This window comes from Sporosarcina sp. NCCP-2222, from assembly GCF_023168145.1.
Taxonomy (GTDB): domain Bacteria; phylum Bacillota; class Bacilli; order Bacillales_A; family Planococcaceae; genus Sporosarcina.
Genome location: NZ_BQYK01000001.1, coordinates 263074 through 285367 on the forward strand (window position 1 = coordinate 263074; position 22294 = coordinate 285367).

The 22294-nt window shown below is 45.4% G+C and carries 27 protein-coding genes and 1 other annotated feature; of the genes, 3 read left to right on the plus strand and 24 right to left on the minus strand.

All coding sequences use genetic code 11. The features are described from left to right. Window positions 1-35 precede the first annotated feature (35 nt). Window positions 36-1079, minus strand: coding sequence for a GPR endopeptidase (gene gpr, locus NCCP2222_RS01500; RefSeq protein WP_248508965.1), 1044 nt, complete (start codon window positions 1077-1079; stop codon window positions 36-38). Between the two features lie 164 nt (window positions 1080-1243). Between gpr and rpsT the strand changes: the two genes are divergently transcribed. Continuing rightward, window positions 1244-1495: a 30S ribosomal protein S20 gene (gene rpsT, locus NCCP2222_RS01505; protein WP_184210284.1), complete on the plus strand. Its 252-nt coding sequence runs from the start codon at window positions 1244-1246 to the stop codon at window positions 1493-1495. A 108-nt stretch (window positions 1496-1603) separates the two neighbouring features. Here rpsT and holA read toward each other — a convergent pair whose 3' ends face one another. After that, the gene (gene holA / locus NCCP2222_RS01510) at window positions 1604-2620 is read right to left on the minus strand and encodes a DNA polymerase III subunit delta (RefSeq protein WP_248508966.1); all 1017 of its coding nucleotides are present in this window, start codon (window positions 2618-2620) and stop codon (window positions 1604-1606) included. Window positions 2621-2772: 152 nt separating this feature from the next. Here holA and NCCP2222_RS01515 point away from each other — a divergent pair, with 152 nt between their 5' ends. Continuing rightward, window positions 2773-2907 (plus strand): YqzM family protein, encoded by a 135-nt coding sequence (locus NCCP2222_RS01515; RefSeq protein WP_238082176.1) that lies wholly within the window; start codon window positions 2773-2775, stop codon window positions 2905-2907. Between the two features lie 57 nt (window positions 2908-2964). Here the strand turns inward: NCCP2222_RS01515 and NCCP2222_RS01520 are convergent, their stop codons facing one another. The 11 genes from NCCP2222_RS01520 to NCCP2222_RS01570 form a co-directional block, all read right to left on the minus strand. After that, window positions 2965-5214, minus strand: a complete 2250-nt coding sequence (locus NCCP2222_RS01520) for a DNA internalization-related competence protein ComEC/Rec2 (protein ID WP_248508968.1) — start codon at window positions 5212-5214, stop codon at window positions 2965-2967. Window positions 5215-5243: 29 nt separating this feature from the next. Next, window positions 5244-5813, minus strand: a complete 570-nt coding sequence (locus NCCP2222_RS01525; protein WP_248508969.1) for a ComE operon protein 2 — start codon at window positions 5811-5813, stop codon at window positions 5244-5246. A 28-nt stretch (window positions 5814-5841) separates the two neighbouring features. Further along, window positions 5842-6378, minus strand: coding sequence for a helix-hairpin-helix domain-containing protein (locus NCCP2222_RS01530; protein ID WP_248508970.1), 537 nt, complete (start codon window positions 6376-6378; stop codon window positions 5842-5844). A 189-nt stretch (window positions 6379-6567) separates the two neighbouring features. Next, a complete protein-coding gene (locus NCCP2222_RS01535; protein ID WP_248508972.1) occupies window positions 6568-7308 on the minus strand; it encodes a class I SAM-dependent DNA methyltransferase in 741 nt (246 codons plus the stop codon). Beyond that, window positions 7301-7648 (minus strand): ribosome silencing factor, encoded by a 348-nt coding sequence (gene rsfS, locus NCCP2222_RS01540; RefSeq protein WP_248508974.1) that lies wholly within the window; start codon window positions 7646-7648, stop codon window positions 7301-7303. The genes NCCP2222_RS01535 and rsfS overlap by 8 nt, the downstream gene beginning before the upstream one ends. A 60-nt stretch (window positions 7649-7708) precedes the next feature. Then, window positions 7709-8272, minus strand: a complete 564-nt coding sequence (yqeK, locus tag NCCP2222_RS01545) for a bis(5'-nucleosyl)-tetraphosphatase (symmetrical) YqeK (RefSeq protein ID WP_248508978.1) — start codon at window positions 8270-8272, stop codon at window positions 7709-7711. Next, window positions 8262-8831, minus strand: a complete 570-nt coding sequence (locus tag NCCP2222_RS01550) for a nicotinate-nucleotide adenylyltransferase (RefSeq protein WP_248508979.1) — start codon at window positions 8829-8831, stop codon at window positions 8262-8264. Before NCCP2222_RS01550 ends, yqeK begins: the two co-directional genes overlap by 11 nt. Before the next feature lie 11 nt (window positions 8832-8842). Continuing rightward, window positions 8843-9130 (minus strand): ribosome assembly RNA-binding protein YhbY, encoded by a 288-nt coding sequence (gene yhbY / locus NCCP2222_RS01555; RefSeq protein ID WP_248508981.1) that lies wholly within the window; start codon window positions 9128-9130, stop codon window positions 8843-8845. Further along, window positions 9130-9957 (minus strand): shikimate dehydrogenase, encoded by an 828-nt coding sequence (gene aroE, locus NCCP2222_RS01560; RefSeq protein WP_248508982.1) that lies wholly within the window; start codon window positions 9955-9957, stop codon window positions 9130-9132. The genes yhbY and aroE overlap by 1 nt, the downstream gene beginning before the upstream one ends. 10 nt (window positions 9958-9967) lie before the next feature. Further along, the gene (gene yqeH, locus NCCP2222_RS01565) at window positions 9968-11074 is read right to left on the minus strand and encodes a ribosome biogenesis GTPase YqeH (protein WP_248509765.1); all 1107 of its coding nucleotides are present in this window, start codon (window positions 11072-11074) and stop codon (window positions 9968-9970) included. Continuing rightward, window positions 11071-11646, minus strand: a complete 576-nt coding sequence (locus tag NCCP2222_RS01570; protein WP_248508983.1) for a YqeG family HAD IIIA-type phosphatase — start codon at window positions 11644-11646, stop codon at window positions 11071-11073. The genes yqeH and NCCP2222_RS01570 overlap by 4 nt, the downstream gene beginning before the upstream one ends. A gap of 103 nt (window positions 11647-11749) precedes the next feature. On the opposite strand from NCCP2222_RS01570, the gene sigK reads away from it, so the two are divergent. After that, a complete protein-coding gene (sigK, locus tag NCCP2222_RS01575; protein ID WP_248508984.1) occupies window positions 11750-12451 on the plus strand; it encodes an RNA polymerase sporulation sigma factor SigK in 702 nt (233 codons plus the stop codon). 291 nt (window positions 12452-12742) lie between these two features. On the opposite strand, the gene mtnN is transcribed toward sigK, so the two are convergent. From mtnN to NCCP2222_RS01630, 11 genes are all read right to left on the minus strand, one after another. Next, window positions 12743-13435 carry a 5'-methylthioadenosine/S-adenosylhomocysteine nucleosidase gene (mtnN, locus tag NCCP2222_RS01580; protein WP_248508985.1) on the minus strand — a complete coding sequence of 231 codons (693 nt, stop codon included), beginning with the start codon at window positions 13433-13435 and terminating at the stop codon, window positions 12743-12745. Window positions 13436-13449: 14 nt separating this feature from the next. After that, entirely contained in the window at window positions 13450-14172 is a 723-nt protein-coding gene (locus NCCP2222_RS01585) for a YrrS family protein (RefSeq protein ID WP_248508986.1), read from the minus strand. 256 nt (window positions 14173-14428) lie between these two features. Beyond that, entirely contained in the window at window positions 14429-14905 is a 477-nt protein-coding gene (gene greA, locus NCCP2222_RS01590; protein WP_207961044.1) for a transcription elongation factor GreA, read from the minus strand. A gap of 102 nt (window positions 14906-15007) precedes the next feature. Beyond that, complete coding sequence (gene udk / locus NCCP2222_RS01595) at window positions 15008-15646, minus strand: uridine kinase (RefSeq protein WP_248508988.1); 639 nt, start codon at window positions 15644-15646, stop codon at window positions 15008-15010. Window positions 15647-15675: 29 nt separating this feature from the next. Next, window positions 15676-16311, minus strand: a complete 636-nt coding sequence (locus NCCP2222_RS01600) for an O-methyltransferase (RefSeq protein WP_248508990.1) — start codon at window positions 16309-16311, stop codon at window positions 15676-15678. A gap of 30 nt (window positions 16312-16341) precedes the next feature. Beyond that, window positions 16342-17478, minus strand: a complete 1137-nt coding sequence (mltG, locus tag NCCP2222_RS01605) for an endolytic transglycosylase MltG (RefSeq protein WP_248508991.1) — start codon at window positions 17476-17478, stop codon at window positions 16342-16344. 114 nt (window positions 17479-17592) lie between these two features. After that, a complete protein-coding gene (locus NCCP2222_RS01610) occupies window positions 17593-17886 on the minus strand; it encodes a DUF1292 domain-containing protein (RefSeq protein ID WP_248508992.1) in 294 nt (97 codons plus the stop codon). Window positions 17887-17895: 9 nt separating this feature from the next. Then, window positions 17896-18315 (minus strand): Holliday junction resolvase RuvX, encoded by a 420-nt coding sequence (gene ruvX, locus NCCP2222_RS01615; protein ID WP_248508993.1) that lies wholly within the window; start codon window positions 18313-18315, stop codon window positions 17896-17898. Then, window positions 18312-18584, minus strand: a complete 273-nt coding sequence (locus NCCP2222_RS01620) for an IreB family regulatory phosphoprotein (RefSeq protein ID WP_184210327.1) — start codon at window positions 18582-18584, stop codon at window positions 18312-18314. Before NCCP2222_RS01620 ends, ruvX begins: the two co-directional genes overlap by 4 nt. A gap of 128 nt (window positions 18585-18712) precedes the next feature. Further along, window positions 18713-21349 (minus strand): alanine--tRNA ligase, encoded by a 2637-nt coding sequence (alaS, locus tag NCCP2222_RS01625; RefSeq protein WP_248508994.1) that lies wholly within the window; start codon window positions 21347-21349, stop codon window positions 18713-18715. 62 nt (window positions 21350-21411) lie between these two features. After that, window positions 21412-21619, minus strand: a binding site (T-box leader). A 37-nt stretch (window positions 21620-21656) separates the two neighbouring features. Continuing rightward, the coding region (locus tag NCCP2222_RS01630; protein WP_248508995.1) for an ATP-binding domain-containing protein at window positions 21657-22294 on the minus strand (638 nt) is incomplete at its 5' end.

Sequence of the window (22294 nt, forward strand, 5' to 3'; positions counted from 1 at the left end):
CCCCCGTGCTCCATCTATATGCCCGGGGGAATCTATCAATGACTAGATTTCAATTTATCGATCCAATTGAAAAGCGCTCCAGATAAAGCATCGGCGTAGAGATAAACCCATGCATCTATTTCTTTCGGTGAGATAAAGGTATTCAATTCACGGTTCGATAATACTTCTTCGAATAAATGAATTCGATCCTCATGCGGCCATGACGACCAATCACCGAATATTGGAATGAGCTTGGAACGGTCCGCGTCTTTGTTCACTTCGTATAACCAGTTCGATACGGTCAATTTTGAAGATGGCCGAGATTCATCTTCAATCTTAGAAGCGATATAACTGAACATTGTATCGATTGCATCCGCAATTAATACAGGACCATCCACTACAGTGGGAATACCGATAGCAACAACAGGAATCCCCAGCGTCTCTTTAGACACTTCCTTGCGGCTGTTCCCCACACCTGAACCCGGATGGATGCCAGTATCCGTCATCTGGATGGTCCTGCAAAGCCTTGAACTGTCCTTTGCGGCCAATGCATCGATAACGATAAGCAAATCAGGCTGAATCTTATCAATGACTGCTCCGACAAATTCAGCTGTCTCCAAGCCGGTTTGGATGGTGACGCCAGGAGCGTATACATACACTTCCGCCCCATCATTTGAGAAATATTTCGGCACAATTTCCTTCATCCGATCCATCGTAAGTGGCCCAACCGCATCGGGCGTCACTTCCCGATTGCCTAAACCGATAAACAGAATTTTCCCATTAGCAGGAAGGTGAACCTCCTCGAGCATATCATCCAATTGTTTCATCAAAAGCTTCGTCATATCTTCTATGCCCTGAAGGTCATCGTAACGTAATGTGGGCATAGTAAGCGTAACGTAGGATCCTGCCTTCTTTCCAATCCGTTCTTCTGCTTCAGGCAAAATTTTCACTTTCGTTACAATAATTCTGCCTTGTCTCGTTTCATCAAACAAGACATCTTTTGTCTCTTCAAGCGTCTCTTTTTCTTCCTTCGACTGATGGCGAACCATCTCATCGCCTTCTACAACTAAATCTGTCCGATAAAAATCATACTTTCCCATTTTGTCATCACCTCTGATTCAGTTTGCACGACGTGTCAAGGAAATATTCTTTGCATATTTTTATTGCGTTATTGCAGGCTGTTTGCTAAAATGTTAATGTTGTAAAGAGAATCCGGATCATCTTGGAAACACTCTTGTCTTACCTGAAATTGGAGGTGAATGGAATGCCAAACATTAAAGGTGCTATCAAGCGCGTAAAACAAAGCGCTGCTGCGAATGAGCAAAACTCTCAAGTGAAAGCTGCAATGCGTACAGCAGTACGTAAAGCTGATACTGCGCTTATCAATAAAGAAGAGAACGCTCCTGAACTTTTGAAGGACGCGGTTAAAAAATTGGACTCTGCTGCACGCAAAGGTCTTATCCACAAGAACACTGCAGCTCGTCAAAAAGCTCGACTAACGAAAAAAGCGTTGTAATAACCAGTCCGGGGAAGTGCCGGACAACAGAAAGACAAGCTGTCTACGTCGCAATCATTGCTTTGTAGACAGCTTGTTTTTTCTATGATCTTTTGAGCAGGCTCCGTTCTACAATCGCACCGGTTCCATAAAAAACAATTCCAATATTCGTTCACGCTTGCCGCTTGAAGATTTGAGCTTGTAGTCAATTTCTGCCAGCTTCGATAACAGTTCCAGCAACCTGTCCATCGTCGGCATTTGTCGATTTTCCATCATCAGCTTAACTCGATACGGATGGACATTCAACGTCTTCGCAATTTGTTGTCCATGATATCCTTTACGCTGCAAAGAAGAAACATGAACCATTAATCTGATCTGGCCGGCCAAAAGCGAAGTAAGCATAATCGGTTCTTCCCCATTTCGCAACAGATCATGATAGATCGAAATAGCCTCTTTCACTTTTCCAGCCAGGTACGCATCCGTCAAACGAAAAACATCCATTTCCGGCGTCCGAGGCACAAGCTTTTCAATAATATCCTCTGTAACTTCCCCTTGGTTACCCATAAACAAAGCGATTTTTAATAGTTCGTTTGACAGCATGAGCATGTCATCACCTGCCCAGTCGACTAAGAGCTGGGATGTTTCTGCTGAAATTTGAACCCCATTAGCTCCTGCTTCCTGCTGTATCCACGTAGTCAAGTCGCGTCCTGTCAACCGAGCCGCTTCAATTACTTCAGCTTTCTGCAATATCGTTTTCGTCACCCGCAGACGCCCATCCAGTTTCTCATAAGGTGCGACAAACACGACGATTGCGGTTGGCGAGGGATTCGAGAGCCAACTTTGTAGATATTCTAGATTATGTACCACTTTTTCCTTTGATTTATCAGACGCTTTCAAAAAGGAAGCGTTATTCGCGATAATTAATTTTCGATCTTCCAGGAAAGGGAGCGTATCCGCTTCTTCCAGAACAATTTCCACAGGGGTCTCATCCAAATCGTATCGGATAATGGACGATTCCTCTATATCAGGCATCGCTTTCACAATCCGTTTAATCGTCGAGTCGAATATATGCTGCTCCACTCCGGTTAACAAGTAAACAGATGCCAGCTGCCCTGACTCGATTTTTTTCCATTGTGCATTTGCCATGATCCCACCTCCATCTGTACCTCATTATAACGCAAACCTGTCCCTCTATGAACAATTTGTGTCGTTTGTTCAAATCAAGTCATATAAAACGGATAGTTATGGATTTTTCCATTCTTATCATCTATACTAGAAAGGAATCAGGAGGTGTAGCAATGCATGATTTCGAAAAGGACGTTCAGTCCAAACGCAATGATTTAATTGACTCAGGAGTCGGATTCGTCGTAGCTTTCATAGGATTCTCCGCAATTTTCGTTATTGCTACAATCGTCGACTTCGTCGCACGCTAATACATGCGAAAGAAACGGACAACTGCGACCCAAATGGGCCACGGTTGTCCGTTTTGTTTAGTGCATCGCTGAAATGACGTAGTCGCCGCCCCGGACAGTAACCGTGATGGTGCCCTTCTCCGCAGTAGACAGGACAGCTACCCCATATTTATGAAATTGCTCCAACACTTCTGGATGCGGATGCCCGTATCGATTGTTCCTGCCGGCTGAAATGATCGCCGCTTCTGGAGACAGCAATGCGATAAATTCATCTGTGCTGGATGTCCGGCTCCCATGATGGCCCGCTTTCAGCAGAACGCGTCCAAAATTTCTTTTCCTGAACTTCCGGATAAATTGCTCCTCCCCTTCTACTTCCATATCTCCCGTAAAGAGAAAAGCGAGTTCTTCCATCTTTAACAGTAGTACGAGAGAGCTATCATTGCCCTTGTAACGACCTTTTTCAGGACTCAAGTATTCAAAATGTATCTTTCCCTTTGTCCACCCCGTCCCTTCCGAAGCTGAAACAATCGGAATACCTCCCTCCAACGCCATACCGAGGATGGGTGCCATTGTCTGTTCCCATTCACTGTCTGGAGGTATATGGATTTCCTTAACTTTCAGTTCCTCGATCAATTCGTCAGCTCCTTCAATATGGTCGCTGTCTGCATGTGTAAGTATCAGTTTATCTACTTTCGTTATCCCCTGCCCTTTCAAAAAAGGAACTACAATATTCCTGCCGACTTCAAAAGAATTATCAGGTGTTTTCCATGATGGATCACCAAAGGATACAATTCCTCCTGTGTCAATAACATACACCGACCTTCTGTGGGGAAGCTGGAGCACGATGCTGTCACCTTGTCCGACGTCGAGATAGGTGATCTTACTGTCAGGACTCAAATAAGGTTTCCATTGAATCAGCAATACCGGCAAAATGAATACTACTATGCTCTTCTTCCAGTGCCATTTCTTCTCCGCGGCAATGAAAAACAGCAAGGTACAAACGACTGCAAAGCATGCCAAAAGCGGGTCCGGCCTGCCAGGTGTCCATAGCTGAAAAGGCAAACCTGCTACAAACATCGTAATGGAGCCAATACCGATTCTGATTGGTGTATAAAAGGCAAACAAAAATGTCGCTACAGGCGGCACAGCCAAAGATGTTATAAAGAGTAGCAAATTCATTGGCAGAATAACGACAGAATACAATGGCACGTAAAAGAGATTAACAAGAAAGGAGGAAATAGAAATTTCATAGAAATGATACAGCAAAATAGGATACAAGGCGATTTGTGTAATAGAGGTGACTAAAAAGGAAGTGACCCATGCAGATTTCCCTTGTAAAAGAATTCCTGATGAATACACAAGCGAAATAGCCGCCGCGTAGCTTAATTGAAAACCAGGCTGAAAGATAACGTGGGGAGCAAGCAAAATGAACAACGCCGCACTTGCAGCCAGCGCATCGTCCATCCGCATCTTCAGTTTTCCGTTTGCCGTAAGTAGCAATAGTACGGTAACAGAAACAGCTCGCCACACAGAAGGGGCTCCTCCGGCCAGCACAGCATAACAAGGCAGCAGCACAAGTAAAAGGGTATCGACGGTTTCCACACGAACAGAGAGGCGAATCAGCAGATGACGTATCAAGAAAGTCATTAACCCTACATGCAGGCCGGATATCGCGAATAGATGAGTAATGCCCAAAGTACGATAAGCAGCAGATAACTCGTCATCCATACCGCTGCGATCCCCAATCAGAAGTGCTTCTGCCTCAGTTTGAAGTGAAGCAGGAAAAGCTGTCTGTATATGCAATTTGGCAAGGTATCTCCATTCTGACAATTTCACCAGTGGACCTTTCGCCGTACGGCTCTCCATGAGCTGGTCCACTTCAAATATGTCGGCAGCTCCGTTCATTTTTAAATACCGCTGCATATCGAAAGAATAGGGATGGGATGCAGGAGCTGGTTCGGTGTAACTCCCGCTGCCTGTAAAGATATATAAGGGAATATGAGCACGAAGAAAACGCACTTTTTCCTGCTCGTTCTGAAAAGTATAAGTTACATAAACACGTTGACCTGCAGTTGTTTTGGCAAAGCCTTTCACTTTGCCACCGTCGATTTTAACGGAATCCGACCAAACAAAAGAGATCGTATCAGATCGATATTCAGCTTTCTTTGGAATGGAAATGGAAATGAAATAATAGGAGGAAATAGCTGCAAGAAAAGCGAGGAGCAAAGTGAGAATGCGCCGTTTCCCGAAGAGGAGTGCGGGTATCAGGCAGGCATTCAGCCAAAGCAGTTGAGATTGGCCGTATGCCGCAAATGCGGAAACGGCCACTGGGATGGCAAGATAAATAAGACGAACTTCTAAAAGCTTCCGCCAAATAAGTCATCAGCCCTTTTCTTTAAAGGGACAAGCTCTTCATGGTCAATGCCGCAAGAATCCATCTTTTGCAACAATTCTTCGATTAGCATTCTCTTCTCATCATAAGCGAAGTCGATGGAACGTTCATCGAAAGGAATATGCTTGATTGACACGCCGGACTGATTGAATAGCTGAATGGCATATTCATCATTTTTGTAATCCTTGGCATAATACACATGCTTAATGCCAGCTTGGATAATGGCTTTGGAACATTGCAAACAAGGGAAATGCGTCACATAAAGTGATGATCCGCCGACCGGACTGCCGTATTTGGCACATTGCAGCAGGGCATTCATTTCCGCATGGATTGTACGAACACAATGATTGCCTACGACATAACAGCCATGGTCAATGCAATGGTCGCCTCCGGAAATAGAACCGTTATAGCCTCCTGCAATAATTCGGTTGTCACGCACAATGGTTGCGCCAACTGCTAATCGCGTGCAAGTGCTTCTAACGGCAAGTAAATGGCATTGTGCCATGAAGAATTGATCCCACGTAATACGCTCCATATGTATGCCTCCGATCATTTTTCAATTATTATTTTACTGAAATGAACGATTCCAATTTTTCAAATGTCTTCAGGCCTATGCCGGACACTTTCATTAAGGAATCCTTGGTCGGAAAAGAACCTTGCTCTTCTCGGTATTGAAGAATAGCTGCAGCTTTAGATGGGCCGATGCCTGGAATGGTCATCAACTCCTGTTCGGTGGCTGTATTGATATTGACAGTTCCAAAGTCTTCAGAACCTGCAGCTTCCATCACAAGCAACTCGGCTGAAAAACTGTCCACCATTTCTCCTATTGCAGGAACGTAAATGACCAGTTCATCTTTCAGCTTCATCGCATGGTTCAATAGCCGGGAATCTGCATCCTGCAAGTATCCGCCAGCTGCTTCGATTGCATCAATCAGCCGGCTTTCATCCGTCAAGGAGTAGACACCCGGGTATCTGACCGCTCCTTTTACATCCACCATAACAGGCGACGGCTGCATAGCATCGATCGTTTCCATTTCGTTCACTTCATCTATTTCGTACGTTTCAATCAATTGAGAGATTAAGAGTGTACCATTGGCCAACTGATCATCAGTAGCCTGTCCTCGGGGTAAGAACAATAGAACGGTAACAATTGCGACAGCAAGTAAGGGGGTTAAAAGTTTACGCCATTTGCTGGATACGATCGATAAAAACGGAATCTTCCCCTTTCATCACGGCATCCATATGGAGTCATCTTTACTATAAAGGATTCCTGTTTAAAACGGAAGTCCCTATTTCCTTACTTGAAAAAAGATGCGCTCACTCTCTTCGTGCGGCGGCTCGTCTTCCCAATCTGCAAAAATCCGCTCGATTGTAAATCCCGCTTCATTCAACATTTCGACATAGGTGTATGTGTCAAACGTCCTTTGGTAATGAGCTTCATCAAATCGGCGATACATGCCGTTGTCGTTTCGGACGAAAAATGCCAGCTCCGAATAGACGGAATGCTCCTCGTCCCCTTCTTCGGTTTGCCATATGTATGCAATTCTGCCGTTATCGAAAACAAAAGGAGCCTCCATGAAAACGTCATCCGTCTTATATGTCGAATGAACATCAAATAGCAGGACGCCGCCTACTTCAAGCAAATCATAAATCTTGCGAAAAGTTTGGGCGACATCCTCTTGCTCCTTCACATAATTCAATGAATCTATTGCGATAACAGCCCCGTCAAATGTACCTGGTATATCCATTTTCTCCATGGGCTGTTCGAAGAAAGAAATTTCAAGATTCAAAGAGCCCGCCCGCTCAGACGCGACTGCGAGCATATCGGCCGAAAGATCGAGCCCCGTTACAACGGCGCCTTTTTTCGCAAATTTAACCGATAACAGTCCTGTGCCGCATCCGATATCAAGAAGCCGTTTACCTTGAAGAGGGCCCATTGCTTCCTCTGCCAAATCGACATATTGGTCATACGGGATAACATCCATCAATTCATCATAGACGGACGCAAAATGTTTGTAGCTGTCATTCATGCTCATCGGCCATATCGAGCATTGGGGCATCTCCCCATAGTTTTTCCAAGTTATAATAACCTCTCTCATCCCTGTGGAATACATGAACAACTACGTCACCTAAATCCACTAGAACCCAACGGCCATTGTCCATACCTTCCACCCGTTTCACGTCATGGCCGTTCTCGGATGCTTTCTCCGAAACTTCACGGGCAATCGCTTGCACTTGCCGCTCGGAATTGGCATGGGTAATAATAAATTGGTCGGCAATCAAAGAAATCCCTTCCATGTTTAATACGACGATGTCTTCGCCTTTCTTATCGTCTACTGCTTTATATGCTATTTCAAGTAATGTCGGCATAATGTTTGTCCTCTTTTCTTAACGATCTCTAATTTTTGGCGGATCATCCGCTCTTGTTGTTTACTCCTGTTTTTGGACGTGCTCGTTATAACACTCAAGCGAATCAGGATAAATCGTCGCCTGCTGCGCAATAAGATATTGGAGCGAATGAGAAATACTTGCTTTCATCGCATCATCCAAGGACAGCTGCGCGATAAGGCGCAAATCCTCCACACCAGGAAAATCCCTGCCAGGCTCGATCAAATCTGCAATATAGATCAGTTTTTCGAGGTCTGACATCCCTCTCCGTCCAGTCGTATGATACATGATCGCATTCAAAATATCCTCATCTGCAATTCCGAATTCCTTTTTGGCAATGACAGTTCCAGCCGGAGCGTGCCAAAGCTCATGTGGATAGGAAAGGTAACGCCTGTCAATTCCGTTGTCTTCAATAATTGACCGTAGCTTGTCCCGCTCCATCGCTTTTGCAATATCATGGCAGAGGGCCGCAATTTCCACTTTTTCCTGATCGACGGAGTAAAGGCTTGCGAGAGCTGTTGCAGTTTCTGCCACTCGGAATACATGCGCGGCGCGTATAGAGGGAAGCCTCTTTTCAACTTCTCGTTTCAGTTCCTCAATCAACATACAAACCCTCCTGTCTGATATACGTTTCTACAGGTTTCTGGAGAAGGAATTCAACTGTTCTACCCGTACGGATCCGATCACGGATCACAGTAGAGGAGAGATCGATTTGGGGGATTTCCACCATTTCGACAGGGAACGTCGTCTTTCCTATAGTACCCGGTCTCCCAACGCCGACAAACGTTACAATCTTTACTAATTCCTCGATTCGATGCCACGATGGCAGCATATCGATCATATCGCCGCCAATAATGAAATAGAACTTGGCTTCCGGCTCTTGGTTGTGCAAAGCTTCTATCGTTTCGTACGTATAGGAAATCCCGCCACGATCCACTTCAAACGAAGAGGCAGTCAAACCAGCCGCACCATAAATCGCGAGTTCGACCATTTGCAGTCGCTGTTCAGGTGATGCATCAGAAGGATTAAGCTTGTGAGGAGGGATGGAAGTAGGCATCAGGCGCACTTCATCCAACTCCAATGCATGCTTCACTTCGTTTGCAATGATAAGATGACCAATATGGGGCGGATTGAACGTCCCTCCAAGAATTCCGATCCGTTTCATGCAATTTCTCCTTACGGAAGGTTGATCCGTTTCTTTACTTTCGATTCTTTATAAAGAACTAAGATTTTACCGATGATCTGTACTACCTCGATCCCAGCCGCCTCAATTTTTTCCGCAACCTCGTTCTTATCCTCTTCACAATTTTGCAGAATACTCACTTTTATTAGCTCTCTTGCTTCCAGTGCCTCTTCAATCTGTTTAATAATTGCATCCGTCAATCCACCTTTTCCAATTTGAAAAATCGGCTGTAAGTGGTGCGCCTCACTGCGCAGATAGCTTTTTTGTTTTCCAGTTAACATCATATTCCTCCGAGCTTTTTCGTAATAATATCAATCATTTGTTTCGTATCAGGCTGAACTCCAGTCCATGACTGAAACGAACGCGCTCCTTGGTGAACGAACATGCCAACGCCATTCATTGTATGGGCGCCCGCCTCACGGGCCAGTTTCAAAAATTCCGTTTCCAACGGGTTATAAATAATATCACAGACAATGGTGCCAGTTCCGATTTGTGATGGATTAATCGGGGTGCCGCCTGACGAGAAGTTCATTCCAACGGAAGTCGTTTGAATAACAAGACCGAACCGAGCCAGCTGCTTTTCTGCTTCTTCTATCGAAATGGCTGCAGCATGCAATTCCTCTGCCAGACGTTCCGCTTTATCAAGCGTACGGTTGGTACAAGAAATCGGTCCATATCCTTCGGATACAAGTGCATAGCCGATGCCTCTAGCTGCACCTCCTGCCCCAATCAATAAGACCTCTTTCTCTTTCCCTGATTCACCGAACTGTTCCTCTAAGGAACGGACAAAACCGATACCGTCCGTGTTCATCCCAAACAGCGAACCATCTTCCATCACCCTTACTGTATTAACAGCATTCATTTGTCTGGCAAAAGGATCGATTTCATCTAGGTACTCGATAATTGCACTCTTATGGGGTACTGTTACATTCCAACCACTGCAGCCAAGTTCCTTCAAGCCTTCCACCGCATACCCTAAACGTTCACTTGTTACATGGACCGGAATATAGGTTGCATTAATTCCGTTGTCAGAGAACCATCGTCCATGCATCTCGGGAGACATGGACTGGGCAATCGGATCTCCAATAACCGCAAACCACTTTTTCATAAGCATCCTCCTATATGAGCGAAGGCCGTAATTCAACATTTACACCACGTGGTGCATGTACTGCGATTTTCACGTCAGGATGTGGAACTGTAATCCAACCAAGGCCGGAAATGACAATGTCAGTTTTCGGCTTCTTGACGGAAAACTCATGTCGCACTAGAGGCGGCAACGCATCGATCGATTCCTCGGTCGGAGGTGAGAGCAGTCCGCCGAGATGGTCCGCAAATAACTGATCGGCATTTTCAAGTTTGGTCCTGTGAATAGGAAGACTGTTTGATACGTGTATCGTAAAGGAGGAACGATCACCACGGATGAAATCGAACCGTGCCAATCCTCCAATATATAGTGTCTGCTCAGCATTTAATTGAAAGACTTTCGGTTTTAATTCCTTTTTCGGGGTAATCGCCTTTAAATCATTCGGCCCTAGATAGTGCGCCATCTGATGGTCATTTATAATGCCCGGTGTATCGTATATTGCTTTGCCGTCGTCCAACGGTATCTCGACAAGGTCCAAAGTAGTGCCCGGAAAATGAGAAGTCGTAATGACATCACCCATTCCGGTTGCATTTTTGATGATCCTGTTAATAAAAGTGGATTTTCCGACATTCGTACAGCCTACGACATAAACATCCTTGCCACCCCGGATTTCTTCGATGGCAGCGAGCGCCTCTTCCATTCCTGTCCCTTTATATGCAGAAACAAGTAAAATCTCAGCAGGCTTCAGTCCAAGTTTTCTCGATTCCTCACGCATCCAGTTCTTTAGCTTGCCCTCTTTGACCGACTTAGGCAGGACATCTGATTTATTGCCGACCAATATAATATCTTTATTGCCGACAAACCGATGTAGACCTGGAATCCAGCTGCCATTGAAATCAAAAATATCGACCACTTTCACCACGATGCCATCCTTTTGGCCGATCCCGTTTAAAATGGCCAGAAAATCATCGCCCGATAGCGAAACTGGTTGTAGCTCATTGTAATTTCGCAATCTAAAGCATCGTTGACATAACACTGTCTCTTTTTCCAATGAAGCTGGCGGTGTATACCCATCCCCTTTCGGATTTTCCGTCTGGATCGGCACGCCGCATCCTATACATACTAGTTGTTCCAAGCTTATTCCTCCCACTCCAGCATTCCACGGCGCTTAAGGCCCTTCATAATCCGCCTCTCGACTTTCCGATTAAATCTTGTAACAAAGCCGTCCGATTTTGCGACTGGTATGACAAGAATCGTACGGACGCCAAAACGATTTCCTCCCAGTATATCCGTCAACAGCTGGTCTCCTATCATGACGACTTCTTCCTTCGGCAGGCCCATTAGGCGAAGTGCCTTGCTGAACCCTTTGCCCAACGGTTTTTTCGCCTCAAAAATAAAAGGAATCCCGGCAGGCTGACAGAATGTACTGACACGAGGTTCATGATTATTTGATACTACAATCACTTTCAATCCTGCATCCCGCATCCTATTCATCCATTCGATGACTTCTGGAGTCGCTTCGGGACGGTCCCATTCGACTAAGGTATTATCCAAATCCGTCATGATTCCTTTAATGCCCTGTGCTATTAATGTGTCCGGTGTAATCTGATATATGTCTTTTACATATTCTCCCGGTAAGAATTGTTTGTACAAAAAATATCCACTCCATCTGACGATTTCAAAATGATTATAACATATCCATCCTTTTTGCATGCGTCTCATCTTCCCTTGCAGCCGTGGGAATCGTTCATCTCGACAGTGCTATCCGCCGTCCTGTTCGCATATGCTGTCATACAAAGACACAGGAGGTGGACCGATGAGCGGATTTGTCATGGCGCTTGTCCAACTGTGGCTTGAAATTCCGGCAGTAGTCGGATATATCCGTGGGCAGGCATTCCGTCGTCCGCTGTCTAAAGCGGAGGAGGCCGAGTGCTTACAACGTCTAGCAGAAGGAGACGAAAGCGCTCGGGATGAACTGATTGAGAGAAACATGCGCCTCGTTGCACACGTCGTAAAAAAATTCCATCCAAAACACGAACAACTGGACGACTACATTTCCATTGGAACCATTGGACTCATGAAGGCGGTCAATAGTTTCACACCGGACCGAAAGACAAAATTGGCTACGTACGCGGCCCGTTGCATTGAAAATGAAATACTGATGTTCTTGCGCACGCAAAAGAAGGTTCAAAAGGATGTTTCCCTTTTTGATCCGATCGGCACAGACAAAGACGGCCAGTCCTTGCAAATTGCCGATCTGCTCCAAACGGATGAAGAAGCCCCAATTGAAACAGTTGAACAACAGGAACAAAGGGATCGTCTTTATCGGCATCTCGGCAAGCTTGACAGCCGGGAACTTGAAATTATCCAGAGGCGATACGGACTACTTGATGATCAACCGATGACCCAAAAAGAAATCGCCGAACAATTGAACATTTCGAGAAGCTACGTTTCCAGAATTGAGAAACGTGCGATCGTGAAACTATACCAGTTATTCAAACATGAATATAATGAATAAACTTCACAACATCCTCACAACATCCTATACTGCGAGACGAGAGGAAAAGGCGTTCCAACCGCGTGTTCAATCCGCGAAAGGAACGCCTTTTTCCTATTGCAAATCCAGACATCATATGTTTTCTCCGTCTTGCAGTTGGCAGCTGGATCATTCAATCAGTCTGTGCTGACTTCACGCATAATAATTACTGAAATGACCGCTGTTGCAACGAAAGCTCCAGTCATCAAGAAAAACATAAGAAAATCACTCCTCGCTTGTACAGGTTCTTCAATCCATCTTACCATAACCGTCTTACAATTTCGATATCGCTTTCCTAACAATTTCCGACGAATGTTTGGCAGCCGTCGGTAAAAATTCATCAAACGAGATGGATGATTCTTTTCCTGCAATATCCGAAAGTGCCCGAATGACAACGAATGGCATATTAAACTGATGGCAAACTTGCGCAACAGCCGCCGCTTCCATTTCCGCAGCAATCATATCCGGAAACGCTTCCCTCACTTGTTCCACCCGAGCCGGATCGCTCATGAACACGTCGCCCGATGCGATAAGCCCGATGGCATACGTATGGCCGCCCACTTCCACGACCGCCTCTTTGGCAATCGCAGCTAGTTTCTCATCCGACATAAAAGCGGCGGGCATGCCAGGAACTTGACCAATTTCATAGCGGAAAGCCGTAGCGTCGACATCATGATGTCGGACTTCATCCGAGATGACAACACTGCCCACGTCCAGCGTTTCGGAAAAACCGCCTGCCGAACCGGTGTTAATGACGACATCCGGCTGATGCAGCTGAATCAGCAATGTCGTCGCAATCGCCGCATTCACCTTACCTATACCGCTTTTGACAAGCACGACATCCTTCCCATCCAGCTTCCCTTCAATAAATTCACAATTCGCTACCGCGGCTGATGTTTTGGAAGTCATCGCTTCCCTCAGAATTTCCACTTCCTGCTCCATCGCTCCGATGATTGCTATTTTCATGCCATTCCCTCCACTCAATAGTCAAAATCCAATGTGCTTAACTTATCCATTTTAACAGGTTGCCAGCCTTGTCCGTCAACCCATTCAAGATAAACTCTGTACAATTGGGATTTATCGCGAGTAGAAACGATACCGACCGACTTCTGTGGTCCGCCGCCGTTTTTGATTTTCCAAAAAATCATGGAATCCTCCGAAAGGCCAGTCGCATAAGCAAGTGCTTTCTTTTTCTCATTCCAGTCCACTGATTCTCCATCATACGATGACACATGTTCTCCACTTTGTGCGGTACCAATTGGTGCCCATGATTCGTTGACAACCGTTTCTGTCACAACTTTCTCATCGGTCGGTGTCACGGACACCAGTTTCCCGTCTGCCTCTTCGTCTGACACTGTCGTTTCCTGGTCAGTTTCGTTCTGTCCATCGGCATCTGAAGCGTCAGCGTCAGATCCCGTTTCGCCAGCAGTACCATTTTCATCCACACTGTTCTGCTCGGAACCGTCTTCCGGCTGCTCTTCTTCCATGCCAGAATCATCGGACTCATCTTCAGCAGCTCCGCTCGTCTCAATGGGTTCTGAATCCTTTTCCTTCGTTTCATCCTTGCCTCCTATGATGATAGAGGCCCCTACGATGATAATGAGTACTACAACAAGGCCAATCAAGCCATTTAATATCAAATTGGATCGACTTTTATTCCGTTTCCGATTCACCCTCGAAAAATTGGGATCTTGATTTGGCATAAAATCCTCCCCTTTCCTTCTCAAAAGGATACTACTCTATCTGACTCTTTTTCAATCGAATAGGTTTCATTTAATTAAATTTCAATGATTGCAACAGCTCCGTAATCGTTATCCAGAAAATTTTTAGTAAGAGAAGACAATTGCCCAGCGCTAACAAACCTCTCAATCTGAACAAGGCTAGGCCCTTCCATTAGAAAAAGCGATGGGACCTGTATCAAATGTCTCATCGCTCTTCCATTAAGCTTTACCAAGCTGATTATTTAATTTCTACGATCGTTACGGACATTTCTCCGCCCGGGGTCATGATTTTGACTTCGTCGCCTTTCTTTTTGCCGATCAGGCCTTTGGCAATTGGCGAATCATTCGAGATGAGACCTTCAAGTGGATTCGCTTCCGCAGAGCCGACAATGGTGTACGTTTCTTCATCGCCATCTGGTAATTCCTTGAATGTAACCGTTTTCCCGATCTGTACTTCGTCATTGTTCAATTCATCTTCTGTGATGATTACCGCATTGCGGATCATTGATTCCAAAGTCGAAATTTTACCTTCCACGAAAGCTTGGTCTTCTTTAGCGGAATCATATTCCGAGTTTTCAGATAGGTCACCATAACTACGGGCAATCTTTATCCGCTCTACTACTTCTTTACGTTTTACAGTTTTCAAGTATTCCAATTCTTCTTCCAGCTTCTTTTTACCTGATACTGTCATTGGGTATTTTTTTTCAGAAACCATTTCACAACACTCCTCATAATCCTGTTCATAAAAACACTATGCCGCTCCTACGAGAGGTATGCGACATAGGATTCGTTTCTATTGAATTCTGAACCCATCATATTACAATTTGGTTCCAGATTCAAGAATTGTTTTTATTTTCGTCACCATTAGATCAATTGCAACTTCGTTATGACCGCCTTCCGGAATGATGATATCCGCATACCGTTTGGTCGGTTCGATGAATTGGTTATGCATAGGCCGTACGACCGTCAAATACTGGTCAATTACGGAGTCGATTGTTCTTCCCCGTTCCTGGATATCCCGCATTAGCCTCCGAATGATCCGCAAGTCTGCATCCGTATCGACAAACAGCTTAATATCCATCAATTCCCGCAGTCTTGGATCTTCCAGAACCAAAATACCTTCGAGGATGATGACATCCTTCGGCGAAATTTCTATCGTTTCATTTGAACGAGTATGCAGCGCATAATCATACACCGGCTTGGATATGGATGTCCGCTCTAACAGCATTTCGACATGTTCGATCAAAAGATCGGTATCGAATGCGAGAGGATGGTCGTAATTGGTCTTCAGTCGCTCCTCGAATTCCAAATGCGACTGGTCCTTATAATAATAATCCTGTTCAATAACGACGACAGAATGTTCCTTGAATACATTGTAAATGCGGTTTGTAACGCTCGTCTTGCCGGACCCTGAACCACCGGCGATTCCGATGACAAGGGGTTTTGTTCCGCTCATGCATGTTCCTCCTTTGTCAGGAATGTTTTTTATTTTTTTATTGCGATTAAAATGCCATCTCCTACCGGCAGAAGCGTCGTTTCGTAGTCCGGATGGGACATGATCCATTTAGTGAATTCTTTCAAGTTTCTAATCATCGTCCGATTCCGTTTCGGCAGCTCCTCATCCGGTGTCAATACTGCTCCATGCATGAACATATTGTCACAATAGATGATGCCGCCCGACTTTATAAATCCCGCGTATTTTTCAAAGAACCTTTTGTACTGACCTTTTGCCGCATCAATAAAAAGTGCGTCATAGGCCAAATCAGGCAGTTTGTCATCTTCCAAGAGGAGCGCGTCCCCTTCGATAATGCGAATATTGTCCGAAACTTTGCTCCGTTGGATGAAGTCGACTGCCAAACGGTAGCGATCAGCGTCCCGTTCAATCGTCGTTATAGATGTTCCCCGCACAGCCATGGCCATCCGGATTGCGGAATAACCGATCGCACTTCCGATTTCCAAAATGGCTTTCGGACGCTGAATGCGCAGCAGGCCAATAAACGTATCAATCCCGCTACGATCCATAATTGGCACATTCTGCTTTTGGGCAAGGCTTTCCATTTCCGAGATTAACGGATCTTCCGCGTCGCTTAAATCTGCAATGTATTGATTATAGTCGCTCATGCTTTCCACTTCCATTCATACGACTTTCCCTTATTCTTCAGACAAATATTGAGCCCGTTTCTGTAAATGCTCGTCATATGTCTTGGAAAAATGGTTAGTGCCTTCCTTATCAGCAAGGAAATAAAGATAGTCTGTCTCTGCCGGCTCCACGACTGCTTCGATGGAGGATTTTCCTGCTCCAGCGATTGGCCCTGGCGGCAGGCCTTGATTTTGGTACGTATTATATGGATCCTGCACTTCCAAATCAGAATAGAGGACCCGATCTTTATGAACACCTAACGAATACAGCACGGTTGGATCGGTCTGCAATGGCATTTTGGCATTCAAACGATTATAAAAGACACTCGCAATCGTTTCCCGATCCGCCTTCGCAGTAGCTTCCTTTTCGAGCAATGAAGCGAACGTCAACAGCCAATGGACGGATTTCTTATTAGAATCCAAATAGCCATAATACGGTGTGATAGCTGCAGATGTGGCGTCCAGCATGCTCGTGACGATTGTTTCCAGTGAAGGCTTTTCCTCATAGAACGGATAAGTTGCCGGGAATAAGTAGCCTTCAAGCGGATGCTTGATTTGCTCGCCGCGAATTTCCTCCGTCAATAAGTTTGGATATTTGCCCATGAAGTACTCGATGGTCTTCTCATCGTCGATATACGCCATAAATTCTTTTTCGGAAATACCGGTCTTTTTCTCAACAATTTTACCAATTTGATCTAACGTCAAGCCTTCCGGTACCGTCATCGTAAACACAGGTGTGCGGTACACTTTACCTGTTTTCAAGCTTTGAATCAACTCATCGAGCGTCATGGCTTTCGTCAAACCATATGTGCCTGCCTGGAATTGCGATTCGTTCTTGAACTTCGCGTAATACTTGAAGACACGGGCATCTTTAATGATTCCATTCTCTTCTAATTTTTTGGATATGGTATTTAATCCGGATCCGATTGGCACTTCCACTTCAATTATCTTTTCCGAATCAGGATCGACGGGCTTCAGTGAATCCACTATGTACTTGTATACCGCCCGGCCTCCGATCAATCCGACCAATAAAACGATCAAAGCGATGGCAAAGACGATTCGCCTAACAATTTTCACTTCTTTTTTCTGCTCTCTCATCCGGTCGAGCATGATGTCCTTTTTCGATTCCTTCTTTGATTCATTTCCCATCCAGAACGTCACCTCTTTCCTGTACGAATGCTCGTTGCCAAGACATTGAAGCCGACACCATTAAACGCATGAAAAACGGAATGGTCTGCACCATTCCGTCCCGTGCACATATGATTATTCTTCGTCTTCCTCCGCAAGAAACGTATTCAACATTTCTTCGATCATATCCCATTCTTCATCCGTTTCGATTGGCATCAATTCACCATCTTCATCATTTTCCGATGGGATGAAAGCAGACGCATGAATTTCTATTTCTTCATCATCATCGATGTTCTCATTTTCACCTAAAATATGATAGAGCACATACGATTTTCCGAAATCTTCCGAGTCGAATGTAAAAATAACCTCACATACGTGCTCTTCTCCGTGCTCATCTACGATTGTCATTGTTTCTTGTCCATGTTCCATTCCATCACCTCATCTATTTTTTGAATCAAGATACCCTTGAAGTATCATGACCGCCGCCATCTTGTCGATGACGTCTTTCCTTTTTTTTCTGCTGACATCCGCATCGATCAACATCCGTTCAGCAGCCATTGTAGTCAATCTTTCATCCCACAGGACAACAGGCAAGCCAAACTCCTCTTTCAGCATTTCTGCATACTTTTCGGAAGCTTCCCCTCGTGGGCCTACTGAATTGTTCATATTTTTTGGATAGCCGACTACGAAAGCGTCGACATCATATTCAGTGACAAGCTTTTTGATTCTTTCCACACCAAATTGGCCGGCGTTTTCATCGATTTTAACTGTCTCGATGCCTTGGGCTGTCCATCCAAGAGCATCACTGATGGCCACTCCGACCGTTTTGGATCCGACGTCCAAACCCATCGTTCTCAAATTGGGCGCCCTCCGTTTTCCCGGATATAAAATTTCACAAGTTCTTCGAGAATTTCATCGCGCTCCAACTTACGGATCAAATTCCTTGCTTCGTCGTGGCGAGGAATGTAAGCCGGGTCGCCTGAAAGAAGGTAGCCGACAATTTGATTGATAGGATTGTACCCTTTGTCGTCCAGCGCCTTGTGCACACGGAGCATGACTTGTTTCACTTCCTGCTCCATCGATTCCTCAGGGAAGTTGAATTTCATCGTCTTGTCGTATGAATCCATAATCGACACCCCGCTTTCCATTCATCCGTTACTAAAAATCGGATAAGTTTCCTTTATCCATTATACATGACATGCCTTTTCCGAATCAATCGCGTCCTTCGGCGATTGACCCGGAAATGCATTATCGATCAGTTGACGGATTTGACATAATCATACACGGATTGAAGGGCTTCATCAAGTTTAGAAGCATCCTTCGCACCCGCCATCGCCATATCTGGACGTCCGCCGCCTTTTCCTCCGCATAATGAAGCTACATGATTGACGATTTTACCGGCATGTAAGTTCCCAGATTTTAAATCGTCTGTTACACCTGCCGCAAGCATGACTTTGCCCTCCGAAGCTCCACCAAGAACGATGACACCTTTAACGACTTTTTGTTTCAGTTCGTCAATCATCTGGCGCAAGCCGTTATTGTCTTTCACATCGACGCGTGCAGAAATGACCGTGACATCATCGATTTGTTCTGCGTTTGCCAGAATATCTGTCAGTTGGCTGTTGCCAAGCTTCGCAGCCAATGATTCATTCTCGCGTTGCAATTCTTTTAAATCAGCCAAAGTTGCGCCGACTTTAGTAACGATGTCCTTCGGATTCGCTTTTAGCAATGCAGACGCATTCGTCAGCAAAGCCTCTTCTGCTTTGAAAGAAACATAAGCATTTTTGCCAGTCAAAGCTTCAATCCTGCGCGTGCCTGCTCCGATGCCGCCTTCCGACTCAATTTTGAAGAGACCGATTTCAGCCGTTGTTGACACGTGGCAGCCGCCGCAAAGTTCAAGTGAATAGTTTCCGACCGATACGACGCGAACGATATCGCCATATTTTTCTCCAAAAAGAGCCATGGCGCCCATCTGCTTCGCTTCATCGATCGACTTTTGAGAAATATCCACGTTGATATCTTCCCAGATTTTCTCATTCACTTTACGTTCGATCGTTTCCAGCTCCTCTTTCGTTATTTGCCCGAAATGAGAGAAGTCAAACCGAAGACGATCCGGACCGACATAAGATCCTGCTTGGTTAACATGTTCACCCAGCACTTCTTTCAGCGCTTTGTGAAGCAAATGCGTTGCCGTATGGTTTTTAATTGTGAGCTTACGGTCTTCTTCGTTGACCGTTGCCTTGGCAGCTGCTCCTGCCTGCACTTCGCCTGAACGGACCGTTGCGGTGTGCAAATGTTGTCCATTCGGCGCTTTTTGTACGTCCTTCACATCAACAATGAACGAATCATTAGAAAGGATTCCTTTGTCAGCGATTTGTCCGCCGCTTTCCGCATAAAATGGCGTACGATCTAGAATGAACTGGATCTCTTGCCCTTCGGAAGCCTGTTCTACAAGGCGGCCTTCATGCAGCAAAGCGACGACTGTGGCATCACATTCAAGCTGGCCATATCCAATGAATTCGCTCTTCTCATGGATATTGCCGAGAACCTCTGACTGTACATGCATGCTATCCACATCCTGGCGGGCTGCACGGGCACGGTTCCGTTGATTTTCCATTTCCTGATCAAAACCGGCACGATCAACAGAGACTCCTGCTTCTTCTGCATACTCCTCTGTCAATTCAAACGGGAAGCCGTAGGTGTCATACAGTTTAAACGCATCTACACCGGAAACGACCGGATGATTTGATGTTTTCGCTTTTTCAATAATGCCGGAGAGGATTGTGAGTCCTTCGTTCAAAGTTTCGTGGAAGCGCACTTCCTCGTTTTTAATTACCTTCATAATAAACTCTTGTTTTTCTTTTACTTGCGGATAGAAGTCTTCCATGATTTCCCCTACAACCGGGACGAGTTCATACATGAAAGGCTTTTGGATTCCTAGTTGTTTTGCATAGCGGACGGCACGGCGCAATAAACGGCGAAGTACATACCCACGTCCTTCATTGGAAGGAAGCGCTCCGTCTCCAATTGCAAAAGCGACAGTACGAATATGGTCCGCAATTACTTTGAATGCCGTATCCTTCGCGGCATCGGAACCGTATGCTTCGCCAGCCACCTTCTCAACGGAATGGATGATTGGCATGAACAAATCGGTATCGAAGTTGGTCGGAACATCTTGAATGACAGATGCCATCCGTTCCAAGCCCATCCCGGTATCGATGTTTTTCTTTGGAAGCGGGGTGTACGTATAGTCCGGATTATGGTTGAATTCCGAAAATACCAAATTCCAGATCTCCAAATACCTTTCGTTTTCTCCTCCTGGGTATAGTTCAGGATCAGAAAAATCATCTCCATAGGACGGTCCGCGATCATAAAAGATCTCGGAGTTAGGGCCGCTCGGTCCTTCACCGATGTCCCAGAAGTTTCCTTCCAGGCGAATGATCCGCTCTTCCGGAATGCCAATTTTGTCTTTCCAGATCATATACGCTTCTTCATCTTCCGGGTGGACTGTAACGGAAAGCAAATCTGGATTAAATCCGATCCACTTGTCGTCCGTCAGGAATTCCCAGGCACGGACAATCGCTTCTTCCTTGAAGTAATCTCCGATGGAGAAGTTGCCAAGCATTTCGAAGAATGTGTGGTGGCGAGCCGTCTTACCGACGTTCTCGATATCATTTGTCCGAATTGATTTTTGAGCATTAACAATCCTTGGGTTGTCAGGAATAACCCGTCCATCGAAGTATTTCTTTAACGTAGCAACTCCGCTGTTGATCCAGAGCAAAGAAGGATCGTCAATTGGAACGAGAGGAGCGGATGGCTCTTCACTATGTCCATGCTCTTTAAAGTAATCCAAAAACATTTTACGAATTTGCGCAGCTGTCAATTTTTTCATCTTACTAACCTCCATTCAATTTTTCCAAAGGATGTGCCGAAAAATAAAAAAACTCCGCCCCTCAAAGGGACGAAGTGAATTTTCGCGGTACCACCCTAATTTACCGAATAAATTATATCCGGTATCTCAGAAGCCTTAACGCGGCAAACGGCAATGATTAGTTGCACTCCAGAGTAGCATTCCGACCTATTCGCCATGAGAACCTTTTCAGCCAAGAGGTTCCTTTCTTTTCACGCGATATAAGCGTACTGTCTCCTTCAACGCATTACGTATGATACTCGAATTATAGGGAATTATTGTTGGCCTGTCAATCCGTCGCCTCCATAAAGTTGTAAGGCGTCAATCCTTGCATCCCAATCATCGGATCAATTGACAGGACATTGTCCTTCGTCAATTGCATATTGTCCTGAATCTCTTTCCTGACCTCTTCCAGCCCATTACCGTCAGTCGGCTCTGTGGTTTCAGGTTTTTTTCCCGCGGGAGCCGACAAGGTCGTCTCTGCCTTCTCGGCCGTTGCATCCGCCGCAAGAGGCTCTGCTGGTATTTCCTCACCTTCTGGCAGATCGCCAAGCTGAAGCCGCTGTTTAAGAGTTGTCTGGCGTGCCAGTTCATCCGTCCTGCCGATCCCTTCCCTGAATTCTGCCGGTTCTCCGCAAAGTATCAAGAAATTTTTAGCACGTGTAATTCCGGTGTAAAGCAAGTTGCGCCGCAGCATTTTCCGGTAACTTCTAACGACTGGCATAATGACAGTAGGGAATTCGCTACCTTGCGACTTATGGATGGAACAGCAATAAGCCAACGTAATTTGATTCAAATCGTTTCGTTCGTAAGTGACTTCAATACCGTCGTACGAGACAACAAGCATTTCTTTCTTGTCGACCGTTTCCTTTGCCTTCAAAATGGCAATGACCTCGCCCATGTCTCCGTTAAATACATTGCTTTCCG

Excerpts from the sequence above, each read along its gene's own strand:
- NCCP2222_RS01610 (WP_248508992.1), bottom strand. The coding sequence starts at position 17,886 with ATGGAACATGGACAAGAAACAATGACAATCGTAGATGAGCACGGAGAA.
- alaS (WP_248508994.1), bottom strand. The coding sequence starts at position 21,349 with ATGAAAAAATTGACAGCTGCGCAAATTCGTAAAATGTTTTTGGATTAC.
- gpr (WP_248508965.1), bottom strand. The coding sequence starts at position 1,079 with ATGGGAAAGTATGATTTTTATCGGACAGATTTAGTTGTAGAAGGCGAT.
- NCCP2222_RS01600 (WP_248508990.1), bottom strand. The coding sequence starts at position 16,311 with ATGAGCGACTATAATCAATACATTGCAGATTTAAGCGACGCGGAAGAT.
- NCCP2222_RS01585 (WP_248508986.1), bottom strand. The coding sequence starts at position 14,172 with ATGCCAAATCAAGATCCCAATTTTTCGAGGGTGAATCGGAAACGGAAT.
- rsfS (WP_248508974.1), bottom strand. The coding sequence starts at position 7,648 with ATGCCGACATTACTTGAAATAGCATATAAAGCAGTAGACGATAAGAAA.
- mltG (WP_248508991.1), bottom strand. The coding sequence starts at position 17,478 with ATGGGAAATGAATCAAAGAAGGAATCGAAAAAGGACATCATGCTCGAC.
- udk (WP_248508988.1), bottom strand. The coding sequence starts at position 15,646 with ATGAGCGGAACAAAACCCCTTGTCATCGGAATCGCCGGTGGTTCAGGG.
- sigK (WP_248508984.1), top strand. The coding sequence starts at position 11,750 with ATGAGCGGATTTGTCATGGCGCTTGTCCAACTGTGGCTTGAAATTCCG.
- holA (WP_248508966.1), bottom strand. The coding sequence starts at position 2,620 with ATGGCAAATGCACAATGGAAAAAAATCGAGTCAGGGCAGCTGGCATCT.
- yqeK (WP_248508978.1), bottom strand. The coding sequence starts at position 8,272 with ATGTTGATTGAGGAACTGAAACGAGAAGTTGAAAAGAGGCTTCCCTCT.
- NCCP2222_RS01620 (WP_184210327.1), bottom strand. The coding sequence starts at position 18,584 with ATGGATTCATACGACAAGACGATGAAATTCAACTTCCCTGAGGAATCG.
- greA (WP_207961044.1), bottom strand. The coding sequence starts at position 14,905 with ATGGTTTCTGAAAAAAAATACCCAATGACAGTATCAGGTAAAAAGAAG.
- aroE (WP_248508982.1), bottom strand. The coding sequence starts at position 9,957 with ATGAAAAAGTGGTTTGCGGTTATTGGAGATCCGATTGCCCAGTCCATG.
- mtnN (WP_248508985.1), bottom strand. The coding sequence starts at position 13,435 with ATGAAAATAGCAATCATCGGAGCGATGGAGCAGGAAGTGGAAATTCTG.
- NCCP2222_RS01570 (WP_248508983.1), bottom strand. The coding sequence starts at position 11,646 with ATGCAAAAAGGATGGATATGTTATAATCATTTTGAAATCGTCAGATGG.
- rpsT (WP_184210284.1), top strand. The coding sequence starts at position 1,244 with ATGCCAAACATTAAAGGTGCTATCAAGCGCGTAAAACAAAGCGCTGCT.
- NCCP2222_RS01535 (WP_248508972.1), bottom strand. The coding sequence starts at position 7,308 with ATGAATGACAGCTACAAACATTTTGCGTCCGTCTATGATGAATTGATG.
- NCCP2222_RS01550 (WP_248508979.1), bottom strand. The coding sequence starts at position 8,831 with ATGAAACGGATCGGAATTCTTGGAGGGACGTTCAATCCGCCCCATATT.
- NCCP2222_RS01525 (WP_248508969.1), bottom strand. The coding sequence starts at position 5,813 with ATGGAGCGTATTACGTGGGATCAATTCTTCATGGCACAATGCCATTTA.
- NCCP2222_RS01515 (WP_238082176.1), top strand. The coding sequence starts at position 2,773 with ATGCATGATTTCGAAAAGGACGTTCAGTCCAAACGCAATGATTTAATT.
- yhbY (WP_248508981.1), bottom strand. The coding sequence starts at position 9,130 with ATGTTAACTGGAAAACAAAAAAGCTATCTGCGCAGTGAGGCGCACCAC.